This is a genomic window from Nostoc sp. TCL240-02 (assembly GCF_013343235.1).
Lineage (GTDB): Bacteria > Cyanobacteriota > Cyanobacteriia > Cyanobacteriales > Nostocaceae > Nostoc.
The window spans coordinates 1,590,329-1,614,773 of the sequence record NZ_CP040094.1 but is presented as its reverse complement, the minus strand read 5'-3'; the positions used below and the strand labels follow the sequence as shown (position 1 = coordinate 1,614,773).

At 41.4% G+C, this 24,445-nt stretch carries 20 protein-coding genes and 3 pseudogenes; 15 read left to right on the top strand and 8 right to left on the bottom strand.

The window, feature by feature from the left end:
• Positions 1-18: 18 nt before the first annotated feature.
• Together FBB35_RS07035 and FBB35_RS07030 are read right to left on the bottom strand one after the other, a co-directional pair.
• On the bottom strand, positions 19-1,245 hold the full coding sequence (locus FBB35_RS07035; protein ID WP_174709063.1) for a sigma-54 dependent transcriptional regulator: 1,227 nt from the start codon (positions 1,243-1,245) through the stop codon (positions 19-21).
• Positions 1,245-2,702: a nitrogen regulation protein NR(II) gene (locus tag FBB35_RS07030; protein WP_174709062.1), complete on the bottom strand. Its 1,458-nt coding sequence runs from the start codon at positions 2,700-2,702 to the stop codon at positions 1,245-1,247. Before FBB35_RS07030 ends, FBB35_RS07035 begins: the two co-directional genes overlap by 1 nt.
• Positions 2,703-2,924: 222 nt before the next feature.
• On the opposite strand from FBB35_RS07030, the gene FBB35_RS07025 reads away from it, so the two are divergent.
• The 7 genes and pseudogenes from FBB35_RS07025 (at position 2,925) to FBB35_RS06995 (ending at position 14,276) form a co-directional block, all read left to right on the top strand.
• Positions 2,925-3,878: a hypothetical protein gene (locus tag FBB35_RS07025; RefSeq protein ID WP_174709061.1), complete on the top strand. Its 954-nt coding sequence runs from the start codon at positions 2,925-2,927 to the stop codon at positions 3,876-3,878.
• A gap of 94 nt (positions 3,879-3,972) precedes the next feature.
• A pseudogene (locus FBB35_RS07020) lies at positions 3,973-4,957 on the top strand (IS630 family transposase).
• Positions 4,958-5,005: 48 nt separating this feature from the next.
• Positions 5,006-6,071 (top strand): annotated as a pseudogene (locus FBB35_RS07015) (ISKra4 family transposase).
• 573 nt (positions 6,072-6,644) lie between these two features.
• On the top strand, positions 6,645-7,499 hold the full coding sequence (locus tag FBB35_RS07010) for a CHAT domain-containing protein (RefSeq protein ID WP_174709060.1): 855 nt from the start codon (positions 6,645-6,647) through the stop codon (positions 7,497-7,499).
• 58 nt (positions 7,500-7,557) lie between these two features.
• Positions 7,558-9,252, top strand: coding sequence for a tetratricopeptide repeat protein (locus FBB35_RS07005; RefSeq protein WP_174709059.1), 1,695 nt, complete (start codon positions 7,558-7,560; stop codon positions 9,250-9,252).
• A 257-nt stretch (positions 9,253-9,509) separates the two neighbouring features.
• Positions 9,510-9,689, top strand: coding sequence for a hypothetical protein (locus FBB35_RS07000; protein WP_174709058.1), 180 nt, complete (start codon positions 9,510-9,512; stop codon positions 9,687-9,689).
• A 111-nt stretch (positions 9,690-9,800) separates the two neighbouring features.
• Positions 9,801-14,276 carry an NACHT domain-containing protein gene (locus tag FBB35_RS06995; RefSeq protein WP_174709057.1) on the top strand — a complete coding sequence of 1,492 codons (4,476 nt, stop codon included), beginning with the start codon at positions 9,801-9,803 and terminating at the stop codon, positions 14,274-14,276.
• A gap of 105 nt (positions 14,277-14,381) precedes the next feature.
• Here FBB35_RS06995 and FBB35_RS06990 read toward each other — a convergent pair whose 3' ends face one another.
• On the bottom strand, positions 14,382-15,653 hold the full coding sequence (locus FBB35_RS06990; RefSeq protein WP_174709056.1) for a plasmid pRiA4b ORF-3 family protein: 1,272 nt from the start codon (positions 15,651-15,653) through the stop codon (positions 14,382-14,384).
• A gap of 23 nt (positions 15,654-15,676) precedes the next feature.
• Between FBB35_RS06990 and FBB35_RS06985 the strand changes: the two genes are divergently transcribed.
• The 5 genes from FBB35_RS06985 to FBB35_RS06965 all read left to right on the top strand — a co-directional run bounded on the left by FBB35_RS06985 (position 15,677) and on the right by FBB35_RS06965 (position 17,551).
• Complete coding sequence (locus tag FBB35_RS06985; protein WP_174709055.1) at positions 15,677-15,892, top strand: hypothetical protein; 216 nt, start codon at positions 15,677-15,679, stop codon at positions 15,890-15,892.
• 184 nt (positions 15,893-16,076) lie between these two features.
• Positions 16,077-16,331, top strand: coding sequence for a hypothetical protein (locus tag FBB35_RS06980; RefSeq protein ID WP_174709054.1), 255 nt, complete (start codon positions 16,077-16,079; stop codon positions 16,329-16,331).
• Entirely contained in the window at positions 16,328-16,723 is a 396-nt protein-coding gene (locus FBB35_RS06975) for a type II toxin-antitoxin system VapC family toxin (RefSeq protein WP_174709053.1), read from the top strand. The genes FBB35_RS06980 and FBB35_RS06975 overlap by 4 nt, the downstream gene beginning before the upstream one ends.
• A gap of 131 nt (positions 16,724-16,854) precedes the next feature.
• Entirely contained in the window at positions 16,855-17,325 is a 471-nt protein-coding gene (gene ybaK, locus FBB35_RS06970; RefSeq protein ID WP_174709052.1) for a Cys-tRNA(Pro) deacylase, read from the top strand.
• Positions 17,326-17,386: 61 nt separating this feature from the next.
• The gene (locus FBB35_RS06965) at positions 17,387-17,551 is read left to right on the top strand and encodes a hypothetical protein (protein ID WP_174709051.1); all 165 of its coding nucleotides are present in this window, start codon (positions 17,387-17,389) and stop codon (positions 17,549-17,551) included.
• Between the two features lie 270 nt (positions 17,552-17,821).
• Here the strand turns inward: FBB35_RS06965 and FBB35_RS06960 are convergent, their stop codons facing one another.
• Entirely contained in the window at positions 17,822-18,487 is a 666-nt protein-coding gene (locus FBB35_RS06960; RefSeq protein ID WP_254625848.1) for a hypothetical protein, read from the bottom strand.
• A gap of 326 nt (positions 18,488-18,813) precedes the next feature.
• Between FBB35_RS06960 and FBB35_RS06955 the strand changes: the two genes are divergently transcribed.
• Positions 18,814-19,845, top strand: coding sequence for a WD40 repeat domain-containing protein (locus FBB35_RS06955; protein ID WP_174709050.1), 1,032 nt, complete (start codon positions 18,814-18,816; stop codon positions 19,843-19,845).
• Between the two features lie 209 nt (positions 19,846-20,054).
• Here FBB35_RS06955 and FBB35_RS06950 read toward each other — a convergent pair whose 3' ends face one another.
• Entirely contained in the window at positions 20,055-20,621 is a 567-nt protein-coding gene (locus tag FBB35_RS06950) for a type IV pilin-like G/H family protein (RefSeq protein ID WP_174709049.1), read from the bottom strand.
• Between the two features lie 600 nt (positions 20,622-21,221).
• On the opposite strand from FBB35_RS06950, the pseudogene FBB35_RS06945 reads away from it, so the two are divergent.
• Positions 21,222-22,293, top strand: a pseudogene (locus FBB35_RS06945) (IS630 family transposase).
• Between the two features lie 241 nt (positions 22,294-22,534).
• Here FBB35_RS06945 and FBB35_RS06940 read toward each other — a convergent pair.
• From FBB35_RS06940 to FBB35_RS06930, 3 genes are all read right to left on the bottom strand, one after another.
• Positions 22,535-22,978, bottom strand: a complete 444-nt coding sequence (locus FBB35_RS06940; protein WP_174709048.1) for a hypothetical protein — start codon at positions 22,976-22,978, stop codon at positions 22,535-22,537.
• 236 nt (positions 22,979-23,214) lie between these two features.
• Positions 23,215-23,403: a hypothetical protein gene (locus FBB35_RS06935; protein ID WP_174709047.1), complete on the bottom strand. Its 189-nt coding sequence runs from the start codon at positions 23,401-23,403 to the stop codon at positions 23,215-23,217.
• A gap of 49 nt (positions 23,404-23,452) precedes the next feature.
• Positions 23,453-23,653, bottom strand: a complete 201-nt coding sequence (locus FBB35_RS06930; RefSeq protein ID WP_174709046.1) for a hypothetical protein — start codon at positions 23,651-23,653, stop codon at positions 23,453-23,455.
• A gap of 174 nt (positions 23,654-23,827) precedes the next feature.
• Between FBB35_RS06930 and FBB35_RS06925 the strand changes: the two genes are divergently transcribed.
• Positions 23,828-24,208 (top strand): hypothetical protein, encoded by a 381-nt coding sequence (locus FBB35_RS06925; protein WP_174709045.1) that lies wholly within the window; start codon positions 23,828-23,830, stop codon positions 24,206-24,208.
• The last annotated feature ends 237 nt before the right edge of the window (positions 24,209-24,445 follow it).

Here is a 24,445-nt window from a genome sequence, read left to right as displayed (position 1 = left end):
AGAATTTTGAATTTTGAATTAAAGTTTCTGTATTCCCTTGTTTCCTTGTTCCCTTGTCTCCGTGTCTTGCTCTTTGCTTTGGGTTTCCTGGCTAAAAATGAGATGCTCTGGGAGGATGGTTCGCCCTCCAGAGAGAACGGCAGCACGCTCTAACGTGTTTTGTAACTCCCGAACATTGCCCGGAAAGGGGGAACTTCTCAGCTTAGTCATTGCAGCTTTGGTCATCGCCAGTTGCTTTAAACCGCGACGCAGTGCCAGTATGCTTAGAAAGTGCTGAGTCAGTTGGTCTAAATCTTCGGGGCGACCACGCAAAGGTGGTAGTTCAATTCGCACAACATTGAAGCGGTAGTAAAGGTCTTCCCGAAACTGGTTTGATCGCACCATCTGTTCTAAATTGCGATTCGTGGCAGCAATGATTCGCACATCTACCATACGGGTTTGGTTGCTGCCCAAGCGTTCAAACGAATGATCTTGCAACACGCGCAGCAGTTTGCCTTGAATCACAGGGCTTAATTCCCCCACTTCATCTAGAAAAATTGTGCCGCCATTTGCCTGTTCAAAACGCCCAATCCGCAAGTGATTGGCTCCGGTAAATGCTCCTTTTTCATGCCCAAAGAGTTCTGCTTCTAGCAAATGCTCCGGCAGGGCAGCACAGTTGACTTTTACAAGTGATCCTTTACTGCGGGGACTGGCAGCATGGAGGGTTGAAGCGACTAACTCTTTTCCCGTCCCTGACTCGCCTGTGATTAGCACCGTTGTATTTCCGGGTGCGACGCGACCAATCAACTTAAAGATAGACTGCATGGCGGGTGATCGTCCCAACAGTTCCTCCGGGTGTCCCACGCTTTGTAAATCTGATTGCCCGACTTGATCGATGTCTACTTGATGGTGGGCTAAAGCGCGTTGCGTCAGGCTCACCAACTCGTCCAGATCAAAGGGCTTCGTGAGATAATCGTAAGCGCCTAACTGCATTGCCTCAATCGCGGTGCGGCTCGTGCCATACGCCGTCATTACAATCACAGGAAACTCAAACAGCTTTTGGTCTAACTGCTTGAGCACAGTCATTCCCTGAGTCTTGGGCATCTTCAAGTCCAAGAACACTAGATCGGGACGATCACTCGCCAATAGCTTCAACCCTTGCTCACCATCAGCTGCTTCCAGAATTTCGTAGCCTTCATCCTGGAGAATTTGGGCGATCGCCTGTCGGAGGGCTTTTTCGTCATCAATAATCAGAATCTTAGCCATCACTCTGCTCCTCGCTCTGGTAAATAAACGCTAAACCGCGTCCATCCGGGGTGCGATTTCACCTCAATGTAGCCACCGTTGCGGGTAATAATTTCGTGGCTGATCGCCAGTCCTAGCCCAGTGCCTTCCGGTTTGGTGGAGTAGAACGGATCAAAGATTCGCTCCTGCTCTGTCACAGACAATCCTGCTCCCTGGTCTTCGACCCAAATAACCCAGGCAAAGGATGCTTTTTCGGCTGTGTGTTCCTTGATCGGCTCGACGGCAATCGTAACCTGCCCGCCTTCTGAACTTGCTTGAATCGCATTCAGAATAAGATTGACCATCACCTGACCTAACTCGCGGCGGCGTAGGGGAACTTCTGGCAGTGAACCAGGCGCTTTATCAATCAATTCAACGTTTTGCTCTTCGGCTTTCAGGCGTAAGAGAGCAACCGATTCTTCGACGATCGCCCCTAATGAAATCATCACTGGGGTTTCTTGCTGCTGGTTCTGGTCAAAATACAGCAGTCGCCGCACAAGTTGTTCTAAGCGATCGACTTGCTCTAACAGACTGGCGATCGGTAAACCTTGCAGCCCATGCTTTTGCAGTTGACGATCAATGTATTGTAGATTAAGTCGGATGCTGGCAAGTGGATTGCGGACTTCGTGGGCAACTCCCGCCACAAGCTGTCCCAAAGAAGCCAGCCGCTCTACACGATATAAGCGCTGCTCTAACTCTTGCCGACGCGACTGCATCGTATTAATGGCTTTGCCCAGCAATCCCATCTCGGCGGGTAGCGGTGGAATTTGTTCCGTTGGATTTGCTTCCATTGCTTGAATGCTGCGTTGGAGTCGCTGTACGCCCCACTGAAGCTGAAGCGCGATCGCAAACGTCCATACGCCCACAACGAGAATGCCGAAGACCACAAGCAAACTGAGAATTTTTTGCTGGCTATCTTCGCTGCGGGGCGAGCGTTTCATCGTCCATACGGCTCCCCAGAGGGGTAGGGGATCGGCTCTTAGTACCAAAGTGTCTAGCTTTGGACGCAGCACCAGTTCTTGCGGGAGACCCTGGCTGGTGGCTCGACGCACCAATTGCAAAATTGCCTCTCGTTCTGCCGGAGGAACATCAGTTTTGGGAATAAGTCCGCCATGCGTTGGGAAAGCATAACCCAGCAATTGGTCTTGCTGAAGCAGATAGAATCCTCCTTCTACCCGCGAAAAATTGGCTAACGCTTCCGTTGAAATATTCTCCAACTGCTTTCCCACTACTCCTGTTTGGCTAGAATTTGCTTCCCAAAATAGCTTGATCAGTCGAGTATTGGCGCTGGCTAGCTCGCGTTGGTTATGGGCAACTACGGCACCTTCTAGGCTAGCGAAGAGCTGGAATCCGAGCCATAACGCCATACCGCTTAAGCCAACGAACAGAATCGATAAAATGGTGAGTTGCTGTCGGAGAGTCCAGCGTCGGAGGAGCATAGGCGGTTGACTTTTCGGTTGATTTTATGGAGCGATCGCTCAATGGGTATTGTGCAAAAACTGTGCCAATTCAAGAATTTATTTTGCCCGATCCAGGTTGATTGTACCTGTACCTTTGGCACGATTTTTGCACTACTGAAAGCGATGCATTGAGCTAAAAATCAACTCCACTCATTTTCCAGATGTTTTACCTACGGGCTGCAAATTTTGGGAGACCGAACCATGACACACCCCCACGATCGCATATCCAACCAGGCGGCGGCTGAACTGTTTACCCTCGCAGCCCGCCTGCAAGCACAACGACAGCATGAGTATTCATCGACAGAATTAATGCAAGCCGGTGTAGAAGCTGATCTTTCTCCGGAAATTCTTCAAGAGGCGTTACAACAAATGCAAGCGAAACAACAGCAAGACCAGCACCATCGCAGGCTGCGCTACATGGTTGGTAGTGGCATCGCTGGAGCCGCGATCGCAATCAGCGGACTGTGGGCATATCAAACGATTGCTAAGGCACTGAGCCACCGTAACAACCTGCCACAGGCAACTCTAGAACAGGCTGATCGGCTCACGACTGCTCCAGATCCCCAACCGCCTGTCGAAAATGATTCATCGTCATTTACGGGCATCGTCGAACAGTATCTTCTCAACCCAGAAGGTAGAGTGGATGGACTGCTGCTAAAAAATGGACTGGAGGTAAAATTTCCACTTCATTTAAGTGACCGTCTGACTCGTTTCATTACTCCTGGAACAGAAGTTAGCATTACTGGAGCCGCAGGTAGCGCCAGTCGGTTTGGCCAAGAAGTCCGAGCAATGCAGATTGTCGATCGCAAAACGCAACAGGCGATCGTCGATCAACCGCCCGATGAACCTCCCCAACCGCTTAGAAGCAGCAACTACAGCACCTTTTCAACAGCAGGAACCATTCAGCACTGGCTGGTCGGACATCGCGGGGAACTGCATGGGCTGATCTTGTCTTCTAAAGTGCAAATTAAGTTTCCGCCCCACGTCGGAGACCAACTTAGCCGCACTGTACAAATCGGCGATCGAATTCAGGCTCAAGGCTTCGGTACTCGTAATCAATATGGGCAAATACTGCAAGCAACGGCATTAACTGTGAATGGGCAGTTACTTTCAATGGCTCCAGTACAACCCAAAGCCCCGTTACCTCAACCTTAGAATCAAAAACAAGTTCCTAAGTAGGTGGGCGGGGAAAAACCAAAATATGTAAGAATAAGTAAATATGGAGAAAATATTAAAGCAGGTATAAAATGTGGGAGCGCGTCTAAGAGTATTTCTGACCCGTGAAGAAGATCGAACCTTATTTGAGTTGAGGGCAGCAACAACGGTGTCGCAGAAAGTAAAAGATCGAGCCTTAGTAGTCAGATTAAATTCTCAAGGATGGTATATCGAAAAAATAGCAGCCCATTTTAATTGGACAGACCAAACAGTAAGGGAAACGCTTCATAAGTGGGAAAAAAAAGGTTTAGGAGGACTATGGGATGCTCCGGGTAGAGTCGGAATAACAAAGTGGAAAGAAGAGGATATTGTTTATTTAGAAGAATGCCTTAAAGCCGAGCCACGCACATACCACGCACATATAATAGTCGGCAATTAGCAAAAAAGCTGGAGAACGAAAGAAATATTAAGTTGAGTCCCGACAGAATTAGAAGGGTACTCAAAAAAAGGGGATTAACTGGAAAAGAGCCAGAATTAGTCACAGAAAAAAGCAAGATCCTGTAATACGAAAGCTCAAACAGGCAGACCTTGAAATGCTAGAGCTAGCTGCTGCTGCTGGCGAGATAGACCTGAAATATTTAGATGAATCAGGCTTTTGTATGTGGTGTACGCCCGGTTATACATATTACCCAGTAGGAGAACAAAAGCGCTTAGAACAAAGTAAACGACGTGGCAGAAGATTGAGTATTCTTGGCTTGTTTCAACCATTAGTAAGTTTTATTTATGGCTTAGTTATTGGCAGCATAAAGAGTGAATCTTAGATCAATATCATGGAAAATGAGGCTATCCAGGCAGAACAAGAAATCAAGGCTACTGGACGTATAAGAGTCATAGTTCAAGATAATGGTTCCATACATAAATCTCTTGATGTACAAGAATATTGGACTCAGTGGGAACAGATGGGGTTATATATTTTCTTTCTACCTGCATATTGTTCAGAGATGAATAGAATTGAGCTAGAGTGGCAACAACTCAAAAAACATGAAATTTCTGGGAGCATCCAGTTTTGGAAGATTTAGCATTTGTGGGAAAATATAAAAGGAAATAACCCTGTGCAATCGCTGACTATGAGCCAACAGAAACAAGAACGGATCAAAGCGTGCTTACAAGAACTGTCAACATTGCTGTACTCGGAAGCTGATAAAAGTCAGTTAATAGACCTCGAAGGTATAGAAAAAACAGTTCGTAGTCAAATATTGGAATATGTCGGCCCAGAAATGGCCCTTTTTTTATCGAACAAACAACAAAAACAAAAATCGGTAAAACTAGGAAAATCAAAAGCTTGGTTGGGGAACTGAAATTAAAAGCTAAACAGATACAGAGACTGGGTTTGAAGCCAAGGAGTCGATTAAGTCCATGACTTCAAAAGTGCTGTTTGAGGCTATCAGCTAATGAATCATACCAAAAAGCAGAAATCGAAATTGAGGCATTGACAGGAGTGAAGGTTGGTCATACAACGCAACAAAATCTAGTTCTCAAGCAAGATTTTCAACTACCCGTAGCATTACAACCTGTATCAGAAGTGAGTGTGGCGGAAAAGTTCGACTACGAGGGAAACCTCAAGTAGGTTGTCACTGGCGAGACTATAAAACCGTTCGTCTGCAAGGGATTTACTATGGTGCATTCTTTGATGACAACCAATCATTAATTGATTACGTCAATAGCCAATGTTTGGTGAATCCACTTGTTTGCTTGGGAGATGGCCATGATGGAGTTTGGAATTTAGTTAAAGAGTTTGGAACTGAACAATTTGAACGTTGGGAAATTTTGGATTGGTATCACCTCAAGGAAAATCTTTATAAAATTGGTGGTTCTTTAAAGCGTCTCAAAGCTGCTGAGAGTTTATTGTGGCAAGGTCAGATAGAGCCAATTCAGGCTTTATTTAATAATTGCCGAGGCAAACAAGTTAAGAAGTTTATCGCTTATCTCCAAAAGCATCGCTCTGGCATTATTAACTACAGCTATTACCAAACTGAACAACTGTGTTCTATTGGTTCTGGATCTGTTGAGTCTGCTATTAAACAGATTGGAGCAAGGATTAAAATTTCCGGCGCACAGTGGAATGTTGAAAGTGTCAACCAAATCCTTTCCGTTCGTTGTGCTTATCTCAATGGTTTGCTTCTTGCTATTTAAGTCTTTCTGCCTAAACTGGATGCTCCCGATGCAGGTAGTGCAGGTGCATTAATTTGTGATGAGAATGAGTACAAAAAACGGTTTGATTACTTTAGCGATCGCTTCTATAAAAAAATTTATAGTAAATACTATCCCCAAGAATACGACCAGCAAGCAATTATTCACCTCTGCACAGAAGATAAAATTCTCTTTCTAGGGCTTAATTCCTGTTGGGAAATCGATCACGAGTACAAAGATCGGGCTGGTATCCATCCCAATGCGATCGCTAATGCCCTAGATCAAATTCTTACGGGAAACTACGATGACTGGCTGAAGATCGCTGTTTGGCATCACCCTGTTCATAGTTCTGAGTCAATAAAAAATACAGCTTTTCTAGAACAGTTAGCAGTTAATGGTTTCCAAGTTGGTATTCACGGACACATCCATGAAGCAAAAGACGATAATTTTCAGTACGATGCACGGCGTGGTCTCAAAATTATTGCTGCTGGAACTTTTGGCGCACCTGCTAAGGAGCAGGTTACAGGTATACCACTTCAGTACAACTTGCTAACTCTTGACCCAGAAAGCGGAGTCATGACGGTTGAGACACGCAAAAAAGAAAAAGCTGATGGTGCATGGTCTGCGGATGCTCGTTGGGGCGATAAAAATAATCCAGTGCCAAGGTATGATATCAAATTGCGATATGGAACTGCCAGCAAAACTGATAATTCTTCCAATCACCCAAAAGCTTCAACGCAAGATAATAGTTCTAATTCTCAACAAAGTATTTTTGGTGGCAATATCCAAGTTGGTGGTAATATAACTGTTGGCAACATTACACAAAATAACCATTCCGGCATAATAAGCCAACCTGTGAAGCGCACAATATTAATTCTTGCATCCAGCCCTACTTACACAGCAAGATTGCGTTTAGACAAAGAAGTGCGAGAAATTGATGAAGGCTTACGACGGGCGCAGCAGAGAGAAAAGTTTTCATTGCAGCAACGTTGGGCTGTTCGCACGAATGATTTGCGCCGTGCATTGTTAGACTTTAACCCACAAATTGTTTACTTCTGTGGGCATGGTTCTGGTGATCAAGGATTAGTCTTGGAAAACGATGCAGGCAACGCACAACTTGTGCCAACTAATGCTTTGGCCAGCTTATTTAAGTTGTTTGCTAAGGAAGGTGTAGAATGCGTTGTGCTAAATGCTTGTTATGCCGAAGTGCAAGCACAGGTTATTTCCCAGCATATTAATTATGTGGTTGGCATGAGCGATGAAATTAGCGATGACGCAGCACTTAAGTTTGCAGTTGGTTTTTACGACGCGCTTGGTGCGGGTCGGTCGTATGAGGATGCTTACGAATTCGGCTGTAATGCGATCGCCTTAGAAGGAATTCCTGAAGAACTGACTCCTGTTTTAAAAAAAAGACTGATTAGTAACGTCTAACTCAGTTGATGCGTTAGTTCAGCAAGTGCGCTCACGTATACATGACGATATCCAAGCTTTGTATGGTACAGACTTACCAAAATTACAAACACCAAAGGTTGTAATAAATCCAACTATTCCAGAAGTACCTATATGGAAGGGGCGAGATGAACTCATTAATCAGTTGCAAGTAAAATTATTACACTCAGAAAATCTACTTAAAGTATTGGTACTCGTTGGGCAAGGCGGTATTGGCAAAACTAGTTTAGCTGTAAAACTTTTAGATGCGCTGGGTGTTAATTGCCGCAGTTTACCCACAAAATCAGAGAATAGTAAGAGGTGTCCTTATGAATGTATAATGTATTTCAAGGTACATGAAGGGACGACTTTTGATGATGTAGCAAAGTTTTTATTAATTGATGGTTATGATTGGGATATATATTTCTCACCTTTAATAGCAATAGATATAGAAAAGCCTGCTGAGTTGACAAATATTAAAAATATTAGTCAAACTGAACAGATTGTAGAATGCTTAATCAAGAGCAGTTTGGTACAAGAAAGTTATGACGAAGAAAAGTGTGAAAAAATTTATGACTTACATCGGGTAATTATTGAATTTCTTCAGGCAGAATACCAAGAAGAAATGCAACATATATTGAAAATTGCTTATAATCTTTACTCCTCTAATTCTAATGTTGATAATCCTAAAACCTTAGAAGATATACATTACTTGTTAGAAGCTCAACATTTTGCTTTTCGCTTAGAGAAATATGATAAGTCAGTAGGATTATTAAAGAAATTATCGATACCGTATCTCAGACGATGGGGATACTGGAATTTAATAATCAATTTATATGAAGAAGTATTGCCTTATAGTAGTAAACTTAATCAACCTTATGTTCACCTAGAAATTGGAAATGCGTATTTTCAATGTGGTAACTTAGGAAATGCAGAAAAACATTTTAATGCAGCTTTAAATAGTGAAGATAATTGGAAAAAATCTTCATATTTAGCTTCTTGCTTTTATTCATTAGGAAAAATTGAATTTGTTAGAGGAAATTATGAAAATGCAGAATATAAGTATAAGGAAGCTTTACGATTATGGAAAGAGCTAGATCAAAAGCTCAATATAACAATTATTTGGAGTGCATTAGGCCAGATTGAGGAAAATCGTGGTAATTTGAATGAAGCAGAAATACTATACAATAAAGCTTTGCAGTTAAGGCAAGATTTGAAAAATGATGAGGGCATTGCAATTTCTCTAACCTCATTAGGTGATATTGAATTAAAGAAAGGAAATTTAGATAAAGCTAAAGAAGATTATCAACAAGCTTTAAGAATTCATATAGAATTAGGAACATGTCCTCGTATAGCGCATTTATATTGTTCGTTAGGATACATTCAGTACAAGCTTAGTAACTGGGATGAAGCTAAAACTTTCTATCAGCAATCTTTGAGTTTTTATAAAGAATTAGACGATAATTCAGGTATAGCGATATCAACTGGTTGTTTAGGAAAAAATGAATTACGAGATGGTAATTTGAATGAAGCAGAAAAGCTTTTAAAACAAGCTTTAGATAAAATGCAAGAATTAGAGATGACTGAGCATTTTGCTAAAACTAATTATTATCTAGCATATCTTGAACGTCAGCGCGGAAATCAAGACCTTGCCCAATACTATTACAATAGAGGATATGAAGTTTTTCACCAATTGGGTAAGTTGAAGGATTTAGAAAATATTGAAAACGAGTGGACGCAAGATTTATCACAATAGTTAGCAGTGGCATCAAAAGCCTACCTTTTCCCTTACGCGCATAGCATTATTAGGTTTATTTTTGTAAGTAGTAATAACGTAGCTCATACAGAGGAGAGATGAACAGTGATGCCATCAAATTGATGTTGCTGGACAATACTCATTACGGCGATCGATATATTTACAAAGATTGAGCAACTTATAGAGTTTGTTAAGCTTGATAAACTCACAAGTTTTACAAATAGCACAAGCGTAGCTAATGTCCAATACCGGATTACTTGCCTGTTGAATGTGAGCAGATTAAACAAATCAGCGATCGTATTAATCGGGTGTATTCGAGTTTACTAGAGGAGACAGTCAAAAGTCTGTTGCAGGCGTTGGGGAAACTGAATCGACCTTATCTTACTGAGTTGGAAGAAAAACTTTTGAGCCTTCTGGAGTCAGAAGTTAAAGCCTAATAGCTAACTGTACTGTCAACTCTTCATAAAACTGTTTTTGGCAGTATATTATTTGTAACAGTAATTAACCTTTAGATTAGCAAGATAGCTCTGTGTTTTTGGAGTATTTTAATGAGCTTGATTAACCTGGATCTGGTCTTCAACGCAATTACTAGCATCGCCAATCCTTTGATTAAAGAAAAAATTCTGCGTTCGGAGACTGTAATTAAGTTACTCCAGCAATTTCACCTCGATCCAGAGCATCCACCTGCTGATTTTAGTGGTGTTTATGCTTACGCTTTAGTAGAATATGGCGTAGGCAAACCTAAGCCATTGCTCGAACTGTTCCGACAAGCAGCAATTAAACAAGCTTTTCGCACAGCATTAGACCACAATAACCCCTCAATTCTGCTTTCTGAGGTTGATGCTTTTCTAGATACCTATACCTTGGGTGATGAGATCAGTAGTTTGGAACTTGATGTCAGGCGAGAAGTGGCTGAATTTGCAACTGTATTTATTGAAGTTGCTAAACGAACTCGCACACCCTCTGATGTTTTGCTAAATCAGAAAATTGGTTCTCTACATAAAAGGATTGCTTGTATCCAAGAACAACTAGAAAGATTGCCAACGCTGGAGGGGATTCGGACAGAAATAGCAAGGTTGGCAGTAGAGAATTATCCTGCACTACCAGGAACTGCGACTGCAAACCAATGTAGAGCGATCGCACTTGCCCAGCAGATGCGAGGATGGTTTGAAACCTTGGGCTATGACTTTGAAAAATATGAAATCTGGGCAGAAGAATATTTTGAATGGATAATTCACATCCCAGTACGTCGCAGTTATGACCGTATTCTTATACGTGGCGTTGCAGGAGAGGTGGGACTGAGTGATGTGATGGCGTTGCGTTCCTCGGTTGAGGCGCAAAAAACTGATGAAGGATGGTTAGTAACTACCCGTCGGATTTCCCGCGCAGCAAGGGATGAAGTCAAGAAAGAAGAAAATCATTGCCTAGACTGCTTTACATTTGACGAATTGATTGACTTAGATGCTGACTTTAGCAGCTATCTCGACTGGTTAGAAGCCCAAATCAAACGCCGAAAAATTGATACCAAGTATGTACCGCTTGCTTGCACAAAAGAAGAAATTGACCCAATTACCAAGCAGCGACTGGGGATGAGTCGATATGAGGAAGAGGACGGGTGGATTGATGGCTATATCGACCTTTGGCTTGATGACCCAGCCAAAGAGCATATTTCAATTCTAGGAGAATTTGGTACAGGTAAAACTTGGTTTGTCTTTCACTATGCTTGGACTGCATTGCAACGTTACCGCGATGCTCAAAAACGTGGCGTTGAACGTCCCCGTCTGCCTTTGGTAATTACCCTGCGTGACTTTGCCAAAGCGTTAAATGTTGAGAATGTTTTGGCAAGTTTCTTTTTTACCCAACACAATATCCGTATCAACAGCGAAGTCTTTGACCAACTTAATCGTATGGGTAAGTTGCTGCTCATTTTCGATGGCTTTGACGAAATGGCAGCAAAGGTAGATCGTCAACAGATGATTAACAACTTTTGGGAACTGGCGAAGGTGGTAGTTCCCGGTGCTAAAGTCATCCTCACCTGTCGTACTGAGCATTTCCCAGAGGCAAAGGAAGGGCGTGCTTTATTAAATGCAGAACTGCAAGCTTCAACTAAAAAATTAACTGGCGAAACACCTCAATTTGAAGTCTTGGAATTGGAGAAATTCAACGATGAGCAAATTCGGCAGGTGTTGTCATACCAAGCTGAAGCAGCGACAGTAGAACAAGTAGTAGGCAATCCGCAATTATTAGACTTAGCTCGTCGCCCAGTGATGACCGACTTAATATTGGAAGCATTGCCAGATATTAAGGCAGGTAAACCTGTGGATATGTCACGGGTTTATTTGTATGCAGTGCGGCGCAAGATGGAACGGGACATTAAAGCGGAGCGTACTTTTACTTCTTTGGCAGAAAAACTGTATTTTTTGTGCGAACTTTCCTGGGAAATGTTGTCTAATGACCAAATGAGCCTGAATTATCGACTGTTCCCAGAACGCATTCGCCGCTTATTTGGTTCTATTGTTCAAGAAGAGAAGGATTTAGACCATTGGCATTATGACATGATGGCGCAGACGATGCTTGTTCGCAATGCTGATGGTGACTATACGCCGGCACATAGATCACTGTTGGAGTTTTTTGTGGCGTATAAATTTGCGGCAGAGTTAGGGGAATTAGCTAGCGATTTTACGGAATTAGCCCAAGCACAGTCAGGTTTGGATAGCGGTACAGTGCCTGTTGATTATACTTGGTCTGGTTATTTTTCGCGTCAATTGGATGACACTGAGTGTAGTGTGGCGATGCCTGCGGCAACCCCTTTGGGGAACGCACCACTTAGGAAATTTAGAAGTGAGTCTTTAAATAAGTTGAAGGATACTTTTGGCAAAGCACCACTCACAAAAGCAGTTATGGATTTACTTTTACCGATGTTAAGTAATAATGAGTCGCTTATTAAGGTTATTGAGGCGACGCGGGGTAAAAACGAAGATGAAGTGGGTTATATTGGCGGGAATGCAGCAACTTTGGCTGTGAAGGTAGACAAAGCGGTTTTGGAAGGCAGAAATTTTAGTGGTGCAGTGATTAAGGGGGCTGATTTTACTGATGCCAGTTTGCAAAGTACCAATTTTAATGAAGCCAACTTAGTTTATTCTGTTTTTACTCAAGCCTTTGGAAGTGTTCAATCAGCAGCATTTAGTCCTGATGGAAAATATTTAGTTGCAAGTGATGCGAACGGTCAAATTCGTATTTGGCGAGTTGCTGATGGAAAAGAAATTTTTAACTTTAAAGGACATCTAAGTTGGACAATGTCCGTTGTTTGCAGCCCTGATGGTACTACCTTTGCTAGTGGAAGTTCTGATCAAACAGTACGTTTATGGAATATCGAAACAGGTAAATGCTTGAAAACATTTTATGGGCATACAAACGTTGTTAGGTCGCTTGTTTTCTCACCTGATGGTCAAATAATTGCTAGTGGGAGTGCTGACCAAACCATACGTTTATGGAATATCTGTACAGGCGAATGTATTAAAATTTTACACGGACACAGTAAAGGTTTAAGAACAGTCGCTTTTAGCCCTAATGGTCAAACTTTAGCTAGTGGCAGTATTGATGAAACTATACGCATCTGGGATGTAAAGACAGGTAATTGTATAAGTATTTTGCAGGGGCATACAGGCTGGGTTCGTTCACTTGCTTTTTGCCCTGACGGTACTACTCTTGCTAGTGGAAGTTCTGATAAAACCATCCGCTTATGGGATATTAAAATAGGTCAATGTATTAAAATATTTCATGCACATACGAATCAGATACAGTCCGTAGATTTGAGTTCTGACGGCAAGTTATTAGCAAGTGCAAGTGACGATACAACAGTTAGACTATGGGATATTCATACAGGAAAATGTTTACATATTTTCCGAGAACATACTCATCCAGTTGACTCAGTTGTTTTTAGTCCTAATAATCAAATTCTCGCTAGTGCCAGTCATGACCGAAGCGTTAAATTATGGGAAGTTAATACAGGTAAGTGCCTTAAAACATTACAGGGTTACGCAAACTGGATATGGTCAGTTGCTTTTTATCCTAGCAGCAATTTGCTTGCAAGCGGTGGTGACGATTATACGATAAGGGTATGGGATATAGCTACAGATGAATGTTTGAAAACTTTTCGAGGGCATAAAAGTTGGATATGGTCAGTCGCTTTCAGCCCTAATGGAGAATTTGTAGTTAGTGGCAGTGAGGATACGACGGTTAAATTGTGGAATTTTAATACAAATAAATGCCTTAGAACTCTACAGGGGCACACTCATAGAGTTAGATCAGTTTGTTTTAGCCCTGATAGTAAAAATCTTGCTACTGCAAGTGCCGACTATACAATCAAGTTATGGAATGTAAATGACGGTAGATGCATTACAACTTTAATAGGTCATACTGACCCAGTGCAATCAGTTGCATTTAGTCCTAATGGCAAAATACTTGTTAGTGGTAGTTACGACTTGACAGTTAGACTATGGGATATTGAAACAGGTGAATGCATTCATCTTTGGCGAGGACATACTGCTGATGCACATACAGTAGTGTTCAGTTTTGATGGCTTAACGGTAGCTAGTGGTAGCAAAGATAACACCATAAAGTTATGGGATATTAAAACAGGCGAATGCATACAAACTTTACAAGGACATACTCATGATGTTCAATCATTAGCTTTTAGTCCCGATGATCAAAATTTGGTTAGTGGTAGTGCTGATGAAACTGTAAAACTGTGGAATCCAAAAAACGGCGAATGCTTAAAAACTTTACATGGACATACTAGAGGTGTTTGGTCAGTTGCTTTAAATTACGAAGGTTCGATTATAGCAAGTAGCAGCCAAGATGAAACTATTAGGGTTTGGGATATCAAAACAGGTGAGTGTCTTAAGATATTGAGAGTTCCTCGACCTTATGAAGGCATGAGTATCAAAGATATTAGAGGTTTAACAGAAGCTGCGAAAGCCTCACTCAAAGCATTAGGCGCAGTGGAGATAGAGAATAAATAAAGCCAAAGCCCAATAAGCAAAGAATGATTATGAGGCAAGAGCGATCGCCCTACCAATTCTGACACGTATGTATGGATTGAAACATAGCCAATCACAGTAGCCAATCTATTCCCAGCTTTCTTCTTCTTCACCATACTGCGCTGGCGGTTCACCATGAGATTCAAGAATCTTGGGCTTTTTCATTTTGTCATTAGCTGCTTCAATTTTCTCTACACATAAATCAAATTCCCATTCTTGCAGTAAATCAAAGATAAATTGTAAATGACTGCCTACCTCTAAGGATAAATCGCCTAAACGAAAATCGCAGGTATCAGGGGGAATTTCGACAACAGGATGATTAAATTCCAAAGTTCTTCCTAAACGGTCTTTGTGAATAAATCTGTAGAGGTGTTCCGGGTCAAAATCAAATGCTTGCACAATTGCGGCAGCGACTTCATCCAAATTAAAGTAACTAGGAATAGCAATCCGTCGCCAAGCATTCTGTAAAGTGGCTTTAAATATATAAACACCCTCAGTAAAACCGCCTTTTGCAATCACTAATGTTTGTGACCATTCCGGGAAATAGGGTTGGAGATAAGGTTTTAAATTGTCAAAAGCTATGCGAAAATCTAACCGAAAAGTGGCGTAATCTTCTACTTGGATATTTGAGCGACTTTCAGTTAATACAGACATGAGAGCATTACCCCAGTCCTTGGGGTTTACATGAGTAAAACGCCAGCCTTTAGCGGCTTGTGGTTTTCCTAATGTCAGTTCAATTAATCCAAATAAATGTAAGAGAGCGAGATTGTGGAAACCAGGATAATAAACTAATTTATCTTGTTCTGAGTAATTATTAATTTTTAATCCTGATGATGGGAGATTGTTCCAAAATAATAAACAGCGATATGCTTGGTCAAACATATCTCTTTGGTCGCCTAAGAGTTCGCTTTCTCCCCAAACTAACCAAGATTCTAGCAAGGTGAAATATTGTTCTGTGGGGTTTAATCCTTGCCAAACTTGCAGAATATTTTGGTCTAAAACCAACTTGCTATTTTTGCCTTCGGTAATAACTTGAGATAGTCCAGAGGTGCGGAGGAGAAAATAAAGACCGTGAATATAAGGATAGGATTTTTGTACAGGACGTTTGAGGTTAATATCTATGGGATAGCTCAATTGTGAGTTAAGTTGTTGGAGATATTTAAGGGACAATTGGTGATAAGTACTACTAACTTCAACGCCGTTGGGTTGGAGAAATTCTAAAATAGTTTGAAAATCCCGCAGAATTGTTCCTGGAATATTTTGACTAATGGTTTGCTGTTGAAGTAGTTCTTTTTTATCTTCCGTCAGTGGTAGTTTATCTCGGATTTGATCTGGAATGAGGGAAAATAGGTTACTCATCTGAGTTGAAAGGAGGAATTTGTATGGCGGTTAATCTCACAACTTGGCCATTTTGCCAAATGCTAATAAATTCTACTAAACGGCGGTGTCTTTCAATAGCTTTTTTCATAGCGAGTTTAACACCTGCGTCTATTTGGCTAGATAATTTTTCAGGAATTGGCTTATTTATCCGAATCTCAGCAGATGCAGTTAATCAGCGATGGTGCTATTTCTCCCACAGGAAGCGATCGCATTCATAGGCTATAGGAAAATCAAAACTTGGAAGAGGCTGCCCATGCTGTCTTAAAGCACTTGGGAGATTTGAAGCGACCGTATTTGACAGCTATGGAGAAGAAGCTGTTGAGTGTGATTGAAAAAGAATACGGCATCATAGATGAGATACCCCGTAATTTTCAATCAACCAAGGACTAGGAGAAAACAGTAATGCAAAGTATTAAGTTATGTTCTCATGTTGGGGGTGATGGCATTTTGCACCTTGAGATTCCTGTTGGCATAACAGACAAAGAAATGGAAGTCGTAGTGATTTATCAACAAATAGAACCATCAGTACCCCCAAAAACACCCCAAGAATTGGGATGGCCAGCCGGATTTTTTGAACAAACAGCTGGATCATTAGCAGATGACCCAATTCAAAGATATCCCCAAGGTGAGTATGACACTAGGGAGCCATTAGAGTGAGATATTTGTTAGATACCAATGCTTGCATTGTTTATCTGAATCGTCCTATGTCTGCTGTGAGGCAGAGGTTAGAATCGCTATCACCAGCAGATATTGTTGTTTGTTCGGTAGTAAAAGCCGAACTATTTTATGGTGCAATGCGAAGTAATAATCCGACACGGACTTTAGCATTACAAGAAGCATTCTTGAATAATTTTGTATCTTTGCCTTTTGATGACCGGGCGGCTCGGCTTTTTGGCAGAATTCGGGCAGAGTTAGGGACGCTTGGTACACCAATTGGGCCTTATGATTTACAGATTGCAGCGATCGCACTTGTGAATAACTTAACATTAGTCACGCACAACACAAGAGAATTTAGTCGTGTTATACCAAATTATTGTGAAGCTGCATGAAACTACAGAAAGCTGGAATACTTGCCAGGCATAGTTTATAGACTTTTGATTCTATGCAACTTCATACAAAATTGGTATTAGTGGGCTGGTGATTGAAGATTAGGAGCAAGAATAATGATATCTGGACTTGAATGAAAACCAATGCTGCTCGACTACTTGATAAACTAGGTATTCCCTACCAAATTCTCACTTATGAAGTAGATCCTGACGATTTGGCTGCCGAGAGTACAGCACAGAAAGTCGGTCTTCCTCCAGAACAAGTCTTCAAAACTCTAGTAGTTAGAGGGGACACAACGGGTATCTGTTTTGCTGTTGTGCCGGGAAATGCTCAGTTAGACTTAAAAGCCTTAGCGCGGATTTCAGGAAACCGCAAGGTTGAGACGGTCGCCTTGAAAGAAGTCCAGCCACTAACAGGATACATCCGTGGCGGTGTAACAGCTTTAGCTAGTAAAAAAGATTATCCAGTTTACCTTGATGAAACAGCAACCTTATTCGAGCAGATCACTGTTTCCGGTGGAATGCGAGGAATGCTGCTTCTGCTATCCCCAGATGATTATTTGTATGCGGTCAGTGGTACTTTGGGCGCAATTGTACAAAACTAGTATTAAACCAGTTCTGAACAAGCATACTTAAGTAGAAGTTATCCATTCTTCAGTAAGGGCGATGGATGGCTGGCTAGTTTTTTGGAAAATCAAGATAGCGGTGATGGCAGCTCCGGTGATCGCAGTTAAAATTATGGGAGTTCTCCACAATGGCTTTATTTTGCGACATCTGTTGTTGCAATATAGGAAACCACAATTCTTTTCTGCACGGAACATTCATCATTAGTAATTGTTTTGTCAAGTTATCTAAATAGAGTCCAATACTGGTTTTCCCTAAGATTAGAATAGTGCGTAGCTTGCCGCCGTAGGCATCGCTGTTAATAGGCCAGTTCCCAGGTAATGGTAGTAATGCAACGAGAGTATTAAATTGCAGATGTTACAAATAGCGATGTCTACTTTTTGGGGCTGTGACGCTCCTGCGTCGCTAACGCTACGCTATCCGTATCACTGGCACTACCAAGAAAATGCGTTAGTGTAGCTCACCGTAGGTATCGCTTTAGCGTTTATGGCAATTTAGAACGGTAGGGGCAGAAGCATGACGCTGGGTATACTTAACTTCCCATCCAGGTAAATTCCACCAAACAACACGCTTTTCTGGTTGTAACCAAAAGTCTAGTTGTTTGATTTTTCCATTGTCAAAAACTAGTTTTGGGAACGTAGGATAGTCACGATCATCGCTCTCGCTATAGTTACGTCCAAGATAGTTAAAACAAGTCTTTAATCCCTGAGTAATTCCCAACTCTTCAACTCCAATGCCTTTTAAGGTCGAGTTATCGTAGCTGAAGCTGCCATTGAACGATTTGCCTGCTAACGAGCCTTTGGTTACATTGATTGTAAAGTCATAGCTAACAGTAGAGCTTTGAGCAAGACTTGTTGTAATTATGCCAGTGCTAAGAGCAGCAGTTGCGAACCCAATTGTAAATTTAGGCAATAGTTTGAGCATGTAGTGTTGATGGTGAAGTTTAGTGCTTTGGGATAATTTGTGTATATACGTGCAACGGCTTGTCGATAGACATCGCCTATTGGAGCGATTACCATTACCGAACTCATGCTTGGCAATGATAAAAAGCATATCACCTACTTTGATTTTGTATAATGGTGCATCAGCAAAGTGTGGGATAGGGATAAATTTTTGGGCGATGTTTGCGAGATCGTGGTTCACTTCTACAGGGTGATGGATGGCGTAAGGCAGGAGCGTAGGTGATCGGATTAGTCAGGTGTAGTCGGGTGCATTGGAGGAATCGGTACAGAAGTTTTTGGATGTATGTCTGCCTTGAAGGAATTAGCACCGCAGAATTATGATAGTTTGTTGTCCCAATGGAAAGTCCAGCATAAGCGACGACCTAATTTGTGGAAAGCGATGAGAAATTTGGGATTGGATTGATGTAATGCTTTCTGTACCAAGTAAGTTGCATTCAAGTGATTCTAAAAAATAAAACTTTTACTTAAGCAAGTCCAGCGATTCAAGAACGAAAGAGAACAGAGCTGATGTTAGACAACTGGTTGAGCAAAAAACAGATATGGTTGCTGCGTGGTGTAGCGATTATAATTTTTTTGATACAAGTCGGAGCATATTTCAGGAGCAGTTACCGAGCAACGAATATCTGCAAGTTGTCGCAGCCTCATTCCCAGTATTGCGATTTGACAGTAGTGCAGAAGTTAAGTGGAGTAGCAGAAGCGATCGCCCTTTCTTCTGATGGTCACACCCTAGTGGGCGGCGGTGGCAAAAGCTTTAGCGTCTGGCATCTACCAAGTCAGCAGCCGCAATTAACTCTCAAAGGACACGCAAATGATATTTATGACCTTGCGCTTTCTGCTGATGGTCAGACTTTGGTGAGTGGGAGTTTAGACAAGACCATTAAGGTGTGGAATTTAGCGACGGGAAAAGTCAAATTTACGCTTAAAGGGCATTCTGAAGTTGTAAATGCAGTGGTGATCACACCCAATCAACAAACAATTGTGAGTGCCAGTTCCGACAATACCATTAAGATATGGAATTTGGCGACTGGACAATTAACAAGCACATTGGCACAAACACCGAATGCTGTAATAACTTTGGCGCTGAGTCCGGATGGCAAGACTTTGGTTAGTAGCGATTACTCCAATCGCATCACTGTATGGGATCTGGGAACTGGACGAAAGCGCACCACTTTGACTGGACATTATGGTGCAGTATCTGCTTTAGCCATTAGTCGTGACGGTCAGTTACTCGCTAGTGGTAGTGCCAAGCAGGTAAAAGTGTGGAACCTGACAACAGAAAAATTGTTGCAGGATTTTGGGGGCTTCTATTTTCCGCAGATCACCATCGCCTTTAGTCCTGATGGGCAATCTTTAATTGCTGGTGGAGGATATAAACCATATCGGGTTTGGAATCTGGTAACAGGAAATATGGAAGCAACTCTGCCCGATGTTAGCAACTGGTCGGGGGCAATGGTATTTAGTAGGGATGGCAAGACTTTGTTTAGTGCAACAGAGGACGGAATTACGGAGTGGAAATTTCCTGCACCAAGCCACCCGTAAAAGAATGTTTGGAAAGTTATTAGAGTCTTGCACTTGAGCTATTCGTCTGGTTTTAAAACTTCCAAATTTTGGCAAGTGAGAGTACTCTATCTGCCAAACTAAAATCTCATTTGTGTTCGCATACGAATTGATATAATCGTGGATTTTGTCCTTGAAAATCCACCAGTGAACTAGAGATTTTATCTGCTTCATTCCTCCGATTATCATTATTAAATGCTAGCCCGATTCTGCTGATATTTTTGAGGAATTCTAGTGGCAAGTTGTTTGGGTTTCTGCAATTTTATAGTTCCCGAACCACAAGTAAGAATACCATTTTGATAAATCGGATCGCTTAAGTGGATAGTGCCTGGTAATTTGTTTTGACATATAATTGCGAAAGTTGTTAGTTTGTTTTTAGAATTTTTAGTATTAGGTACAATAAATACACCATTAACATAACCTATTACTGGTATTTTTACGAACCATCCCTTTTTTACATACTCTCGTCGGGGATTTGCATAATTGAATGCAGAGATTGGGGTTATTTTTATAGAATAGTTATAGTTTTTTGACGAGTTTGACATTTGTTCTTTAAGAGCAATGTCTATTTCATAAATCGACTTACTAAAAATGCCATTATGCTCTAAAAAGTATCTCTGCTGACCACGAGTCATCATGCCAATTGAAGCCAGTCCTACTGATGATGTATCCCAACTTTCATTACTAAAATTTAAAGGGAATAAATTATATAAAAATGGTGGCAATATAATCCAGACAAAAGGAATAAAAGCTAGCAAAAATAGAGCCTTGAATTGTATTTTTTATCAAGTTTTAAGAAAAGATTCATGACTATTTTCTGTCTGAGATAATTTGTTTTGTTGACGAACACTCTGAAGTCTTTAACACAACCTCTTAGTTCAAGTTTTCCCATAGTACATGTTTTTCTAACAACTTACTGACCGCAGAGAAGGTGGGGACTCCCGCAATATGTTGAAAAAATAAGCCACCCTCCAAGAGTGGCTCAAAGTTTTATCCAAGAATTTCAATCACCGCAGCCAGAATTTTCTTGTTGCGTCAACGCCGGAAAATAATTTTTAAGTAATAAGCTGTACCTGTTCCTTCCAGGTGTGTCGAAATATTTTCTTGAAATTGGCGCATGAAACCAGGTAATAACGAACGCTTCTACCGTGTAATATAAAACTGCCCTAGACGAAAGCTAGAGCAGTTTTTGATAGAAGTAAATTATATGGGAGACAATTAGCGTTGTCCCCAGTTTATCCATAGTAAATACCGTTATATAGGAATCATATTTGATTTCTGAAAAATACTACGAGATAATACGGAGGTGTATATCTGTCTAACAGCGAACAATGATAAACCAGCATATACAATCCGCGATGCCTTCGGCGAGCTTCTCTACGAGACGCTTCGCGAACGCTAACGCAGAACTACAAGAATTTATAGATCATCGCCCAGATGCGCGTGAGGTGAGGAAGGCTTTGGCAGTTAAACTGATTTATCAAGGCTACAAGTATGAAGAAATTCAAACAATTTTAGATGTCTCACTTGGTTCGATAACAAGTTGGAAACAAGCCTACAAGGAATATGGAATTTCAGGACTACGCCTAAATCATCAAGGCAGAAAGAGTTATCTGAGCGATGAACAGCGAGATGAAGTATTAAGTTGGTTGCAAACAAAGGATATTTGGGAACTGGGTGAACTGGAGTATAAATTAGCATTTGAATATGATGTGATCTACGAATCAAAACGAAGCTATTATGATTTATTTGACGCGGCGGGAATTAGTTGGAAGAAAACCACTGCCTTGAATCCAAAGGCGGACATTGAAGCTGTCGCAGCAAAAAAAACAGATTGAATCATTGTTGGCAAGTAAGAGAGAGGAAATAGAATCAGGAAAACTAAGAGTATTATTAATAGATGAGTGTCATCTTCTATGGGGAGACTTAACCGGATACGTTTGGGGAAAAACTGATCAATAAATTGCAGTGGAAGTTATTAACGAACGAGATAGACAGACATACTACGGGGCGGTTGACTATCTCAGTGGCAAGTTAGTTCTGAAAGCTTACAATGCTGGTAATTCTAACAATACTATTGATTATCTACGCTATTTATTAGACCAGTCCCCGAACCAACGATTACTTCTTTTTTGGGATGGTGCTTCTTACCATCGTTCTCATGCCGTTCAAGGCTTTTTAGGTGAGGTAAATGAAGGTTTGCCACCAGAGCAATGGAAAATTCGCTGCGTCCGTTTTGCTCCTAATTGCCCATCACAAAATCCAATTGAGGATATTTGGTTACAAGCTAAAACATGGGTGCGGCGTTTCTGTGCTTTGATTCCTTCCTTCTCTCGTGTGAAGTGGATGTTTGAGTGGTTTATCCGACACACTACCTTTGATTTTACCACTCTTCAAATGTACGGAGTTTTTTCAGAAATCAAATATTAGTCCTATATAATACTATTCACCTCAAGTTTCGTGCTTTACGCAAAAAACGAATAATCTACACTGTGGCATTATAAAGTTTAGAAGTCAGTATAAGCCAGCGTATTACAGACGGCAACTGTGATTTTGAGCTTCTTCCTTGGCGCGACACGGGACATGGTTGTTGGTGATGGGGTGCTTAAAAGGCAAATCTGAACATAGAGCAAGAACCCGTAGGCGCAGCCCCTTAAGTAAACATCGCTAATTAATTTTTCTTATTCTTTCTGTACTGATTGAGTAAGTATTGTGAATTGCTGATATACATTTCTGTATAGCCGCACTGACCACAAATATATGCTGTTAATATCCCAGTGTGAGTTCCTTTAAATATGAGCGCTTTTGGATTTTCGTAAATTTCTACTTGCAAATCCTTTTTAAACTCTTCTGTGTGGGTGACAATACGAACGTTTGGAATTATATTTTCAGAGCCACATTTAACACACGCCAAAAGTTCAACTTCTTGTTGGTCTGGATACTCGGCTAGCCCTGTTGATGTGACTAAGACTGGCTGACCTTTAATGCTAGAAGGAGCAATTTCGTCAACTCCCTGGAATGACTTGTTCTCGATTCCATCGTTTGAGGTACCACAATTCCAGCAGAAAGAGAAAGTTTCTTCATTCTGCTCATGGCATTTGCAACATTCCCACATCTGTATTACCTCTGCAAAACAGTTGACGTTAGACAAGTTTAAACCAATAGCAATTTTACTCACATTAAGCGAAGCAAAAAGGTTAGAAAAATTTTTGATAAGTTGAAAACAGGCAAGCAGTCAGCAGCCAAGGTAATTGACACTTTTATTGAGAAGCTGGGTGCTGTCAAGGAGCAACAACAGCCAGCAACAGTGGAATTAGATGTAGCGAGTTAGGATTTTCGTGCTGGCGACTATTAACCAGTCAACTTAATCACACCTTGGCTGACTAAATGTTCAAGCTGAGAATGATGCTGTGTTTGCTCCCGTAACAACCTGAGTTGCTCGTAAGTGAGAATGTGTAATCCGGGACGGACAACATAACCTTGAATGGTAATGCTTTGTGGTTGCTGGCTATCGGTGCGGTTGTAGGAAATTGAAGGCATATTTACATTATGTAAGTTAGAACTGATTAGTAGAAGACAGTTTAATTCTTCATTCTCTTACAGCTTCACACAAGTTCTGCTTAAATTGACTTTGCTTGAGATAAAATGCGGCTAATAACCTTAACTTTAACTCTAGGAGCTTTTCATCACACAACAGATGGTCAATTAGAGTCATTTGCTCATCCATTTCACTATCCAGGAGCAAGATAATGTTGAACTCTCGGTCAATGTGATATTTTTTCTGTAACACTTATTGTCTGCCTTATGATTGAGTACATTTTTCCCTATCTCAATCACTGTAAGGCTTTGGGTTTCGCACTCCTGACTAGTCTAAACTAGAAATAAGCGCATCTGTGACTGCAACAAATTGAATTTTTCTTTAGTCTTTTGAACAGTCGTTTGATTTTTTAAGAAGGTATCTACTATGAATCGAATTCTCAAACGCGCATTTCTACCCAGTTTCATGGCTGCCAGTTTAACTGGAATCTCCTTAGTTCCTCTTCAACCAGCAGCAGCTAACGACCGGATTTTAGGAGATGCAGCCCTTGGTGCTGGTACTTGTGTAGTAACTGGAGCTGCTAGAAGACGCGGTACTGTTTTACGTAATGCTGCTAAGTGTGCTGCGGCTGGTGCTGCCGTCAATTTGGTTGGACGTAAGAAAAAACGTAACTTAGGTAGAGATGCCGCAGTCGGTGCAGCAACTAGCGCCGGGGTTCGTGCTATTCTTGGCGGGCGCGAAGATGTGGCTGGCGATTTATTAGATGGCGCAGCAGCAGGTGCAACTATTAATATATTGAGGAGATAAACTCTCAATTCGTAATCTCTAATTCCGACTTGAGAGTTTACGAATTTATCTTGCAACTTCTCTAGCAGAATTAGAGAAGTTGCTCCCACTAGATAGGTAGTTAGAAACCCCATCTAGACAAAGAAAACTCAGGGAGTTGGGTTTCAAAACTTTAATTTTCGTAAGTCCATAGAGTCGGACAAGAGGCTGTGTAGCCACGAATTCCATTCGCTGGGGCTTAGGTTGACACAAGTGGTG

Coding starts and splice junctions, on each gene's coding strand:
- FBB35_RS06965 (WP_174709051.1), top strand. CDS start 17,387: ATGGATGGCTGGCTAGTTTTTTGGAAAATCAAGATAGCGGTGATGGCA.
- FBB35_RS06995 (WP_174709057.1), top strand. CDS start 9,801: ATGAGCTTGATTAACCTGGATCTGGTCTTCAACGCAATTACTAGCATC.
- FBB35_RS07035 (WP_174709063.1), bottom strand. CDS start 1,245: ATGGCTAAGATTCTGATTATTGATGACGAAAAAGCCCTCCGACAGGCG.
- FBB35_RS06990 (WP_174709056.1), bottom strand. CDS start 15,653: ATGAGTAACCTATTTTCCCTCATTCCAGATCAAATCCGAGATAAACTA.
- FBB35_RS07010 (WP_174709060.1), top strand. CDS start 6,645: ATGACGGTTGAGACACGCAAAAAAGAAAAAGCTGATGGTGCATGGTCT.
- FBB35_RS06925 (WP_174709045.1), top strand. CDS start 23,828: ATGAATCGAATTCTCAAACGCGCATTTCTACCCAGTTTCATGGCTGCC.
- FBB35_RS06980 (WP_174709054.1), top strand. CDS start 16,077: ATGCAAAGTATTAAGTTATGTTCTCATGTTGGGGGTGATGGCATTTTG.
- FBB35_RS06985 (WP_174709055.1), top strand. CDS start 15,677: ATGGCGGTTAATCTCACAACTTGGCCATTTTGCCAAATGCTAATAAAT.
- FBB35_RS06935 (WP_174709047.1), bottom strand. CDS start 23,403: ATGCCTTCAATTTCCTACAACCGCACCGATAGCCAGCAACCACAAAGC.
- FBB35_RS07025 (WP_174709061.1), top strand. CDS start 2,925: ATGACACACCCCCACGATCGCATATCCAACCAGGCGGCGGCTGAACTG.
- FBB35_RS06955 (WP_174709050.1), top strand. CDS start 18,814: ATGTTAGACAACTGGTTGAGCAAAAAACAGATATGGTTGCTGCGTGGT.
- ybaK (WP_174709052.1), top strand. CDS start 16,855: ATGAAAACCAATGCTGCTCGACTACTTGATAAACTAGGTATTCCCTAC.
- FBB35_RS07030 (WP_174709062.1), bottom strand. CDS start 2,702: ATGCTCCTCCGACGCTGGACTCTCCGACAGCAACTCACCATTTTATCG.
- FBB35_RS06940 (WP_174709048.1), bottom strand. CDS start 22,978: ATGTGGGAATGTTGCAAATGCCATGAGCAGAATGAAGAAACTTTCTCT.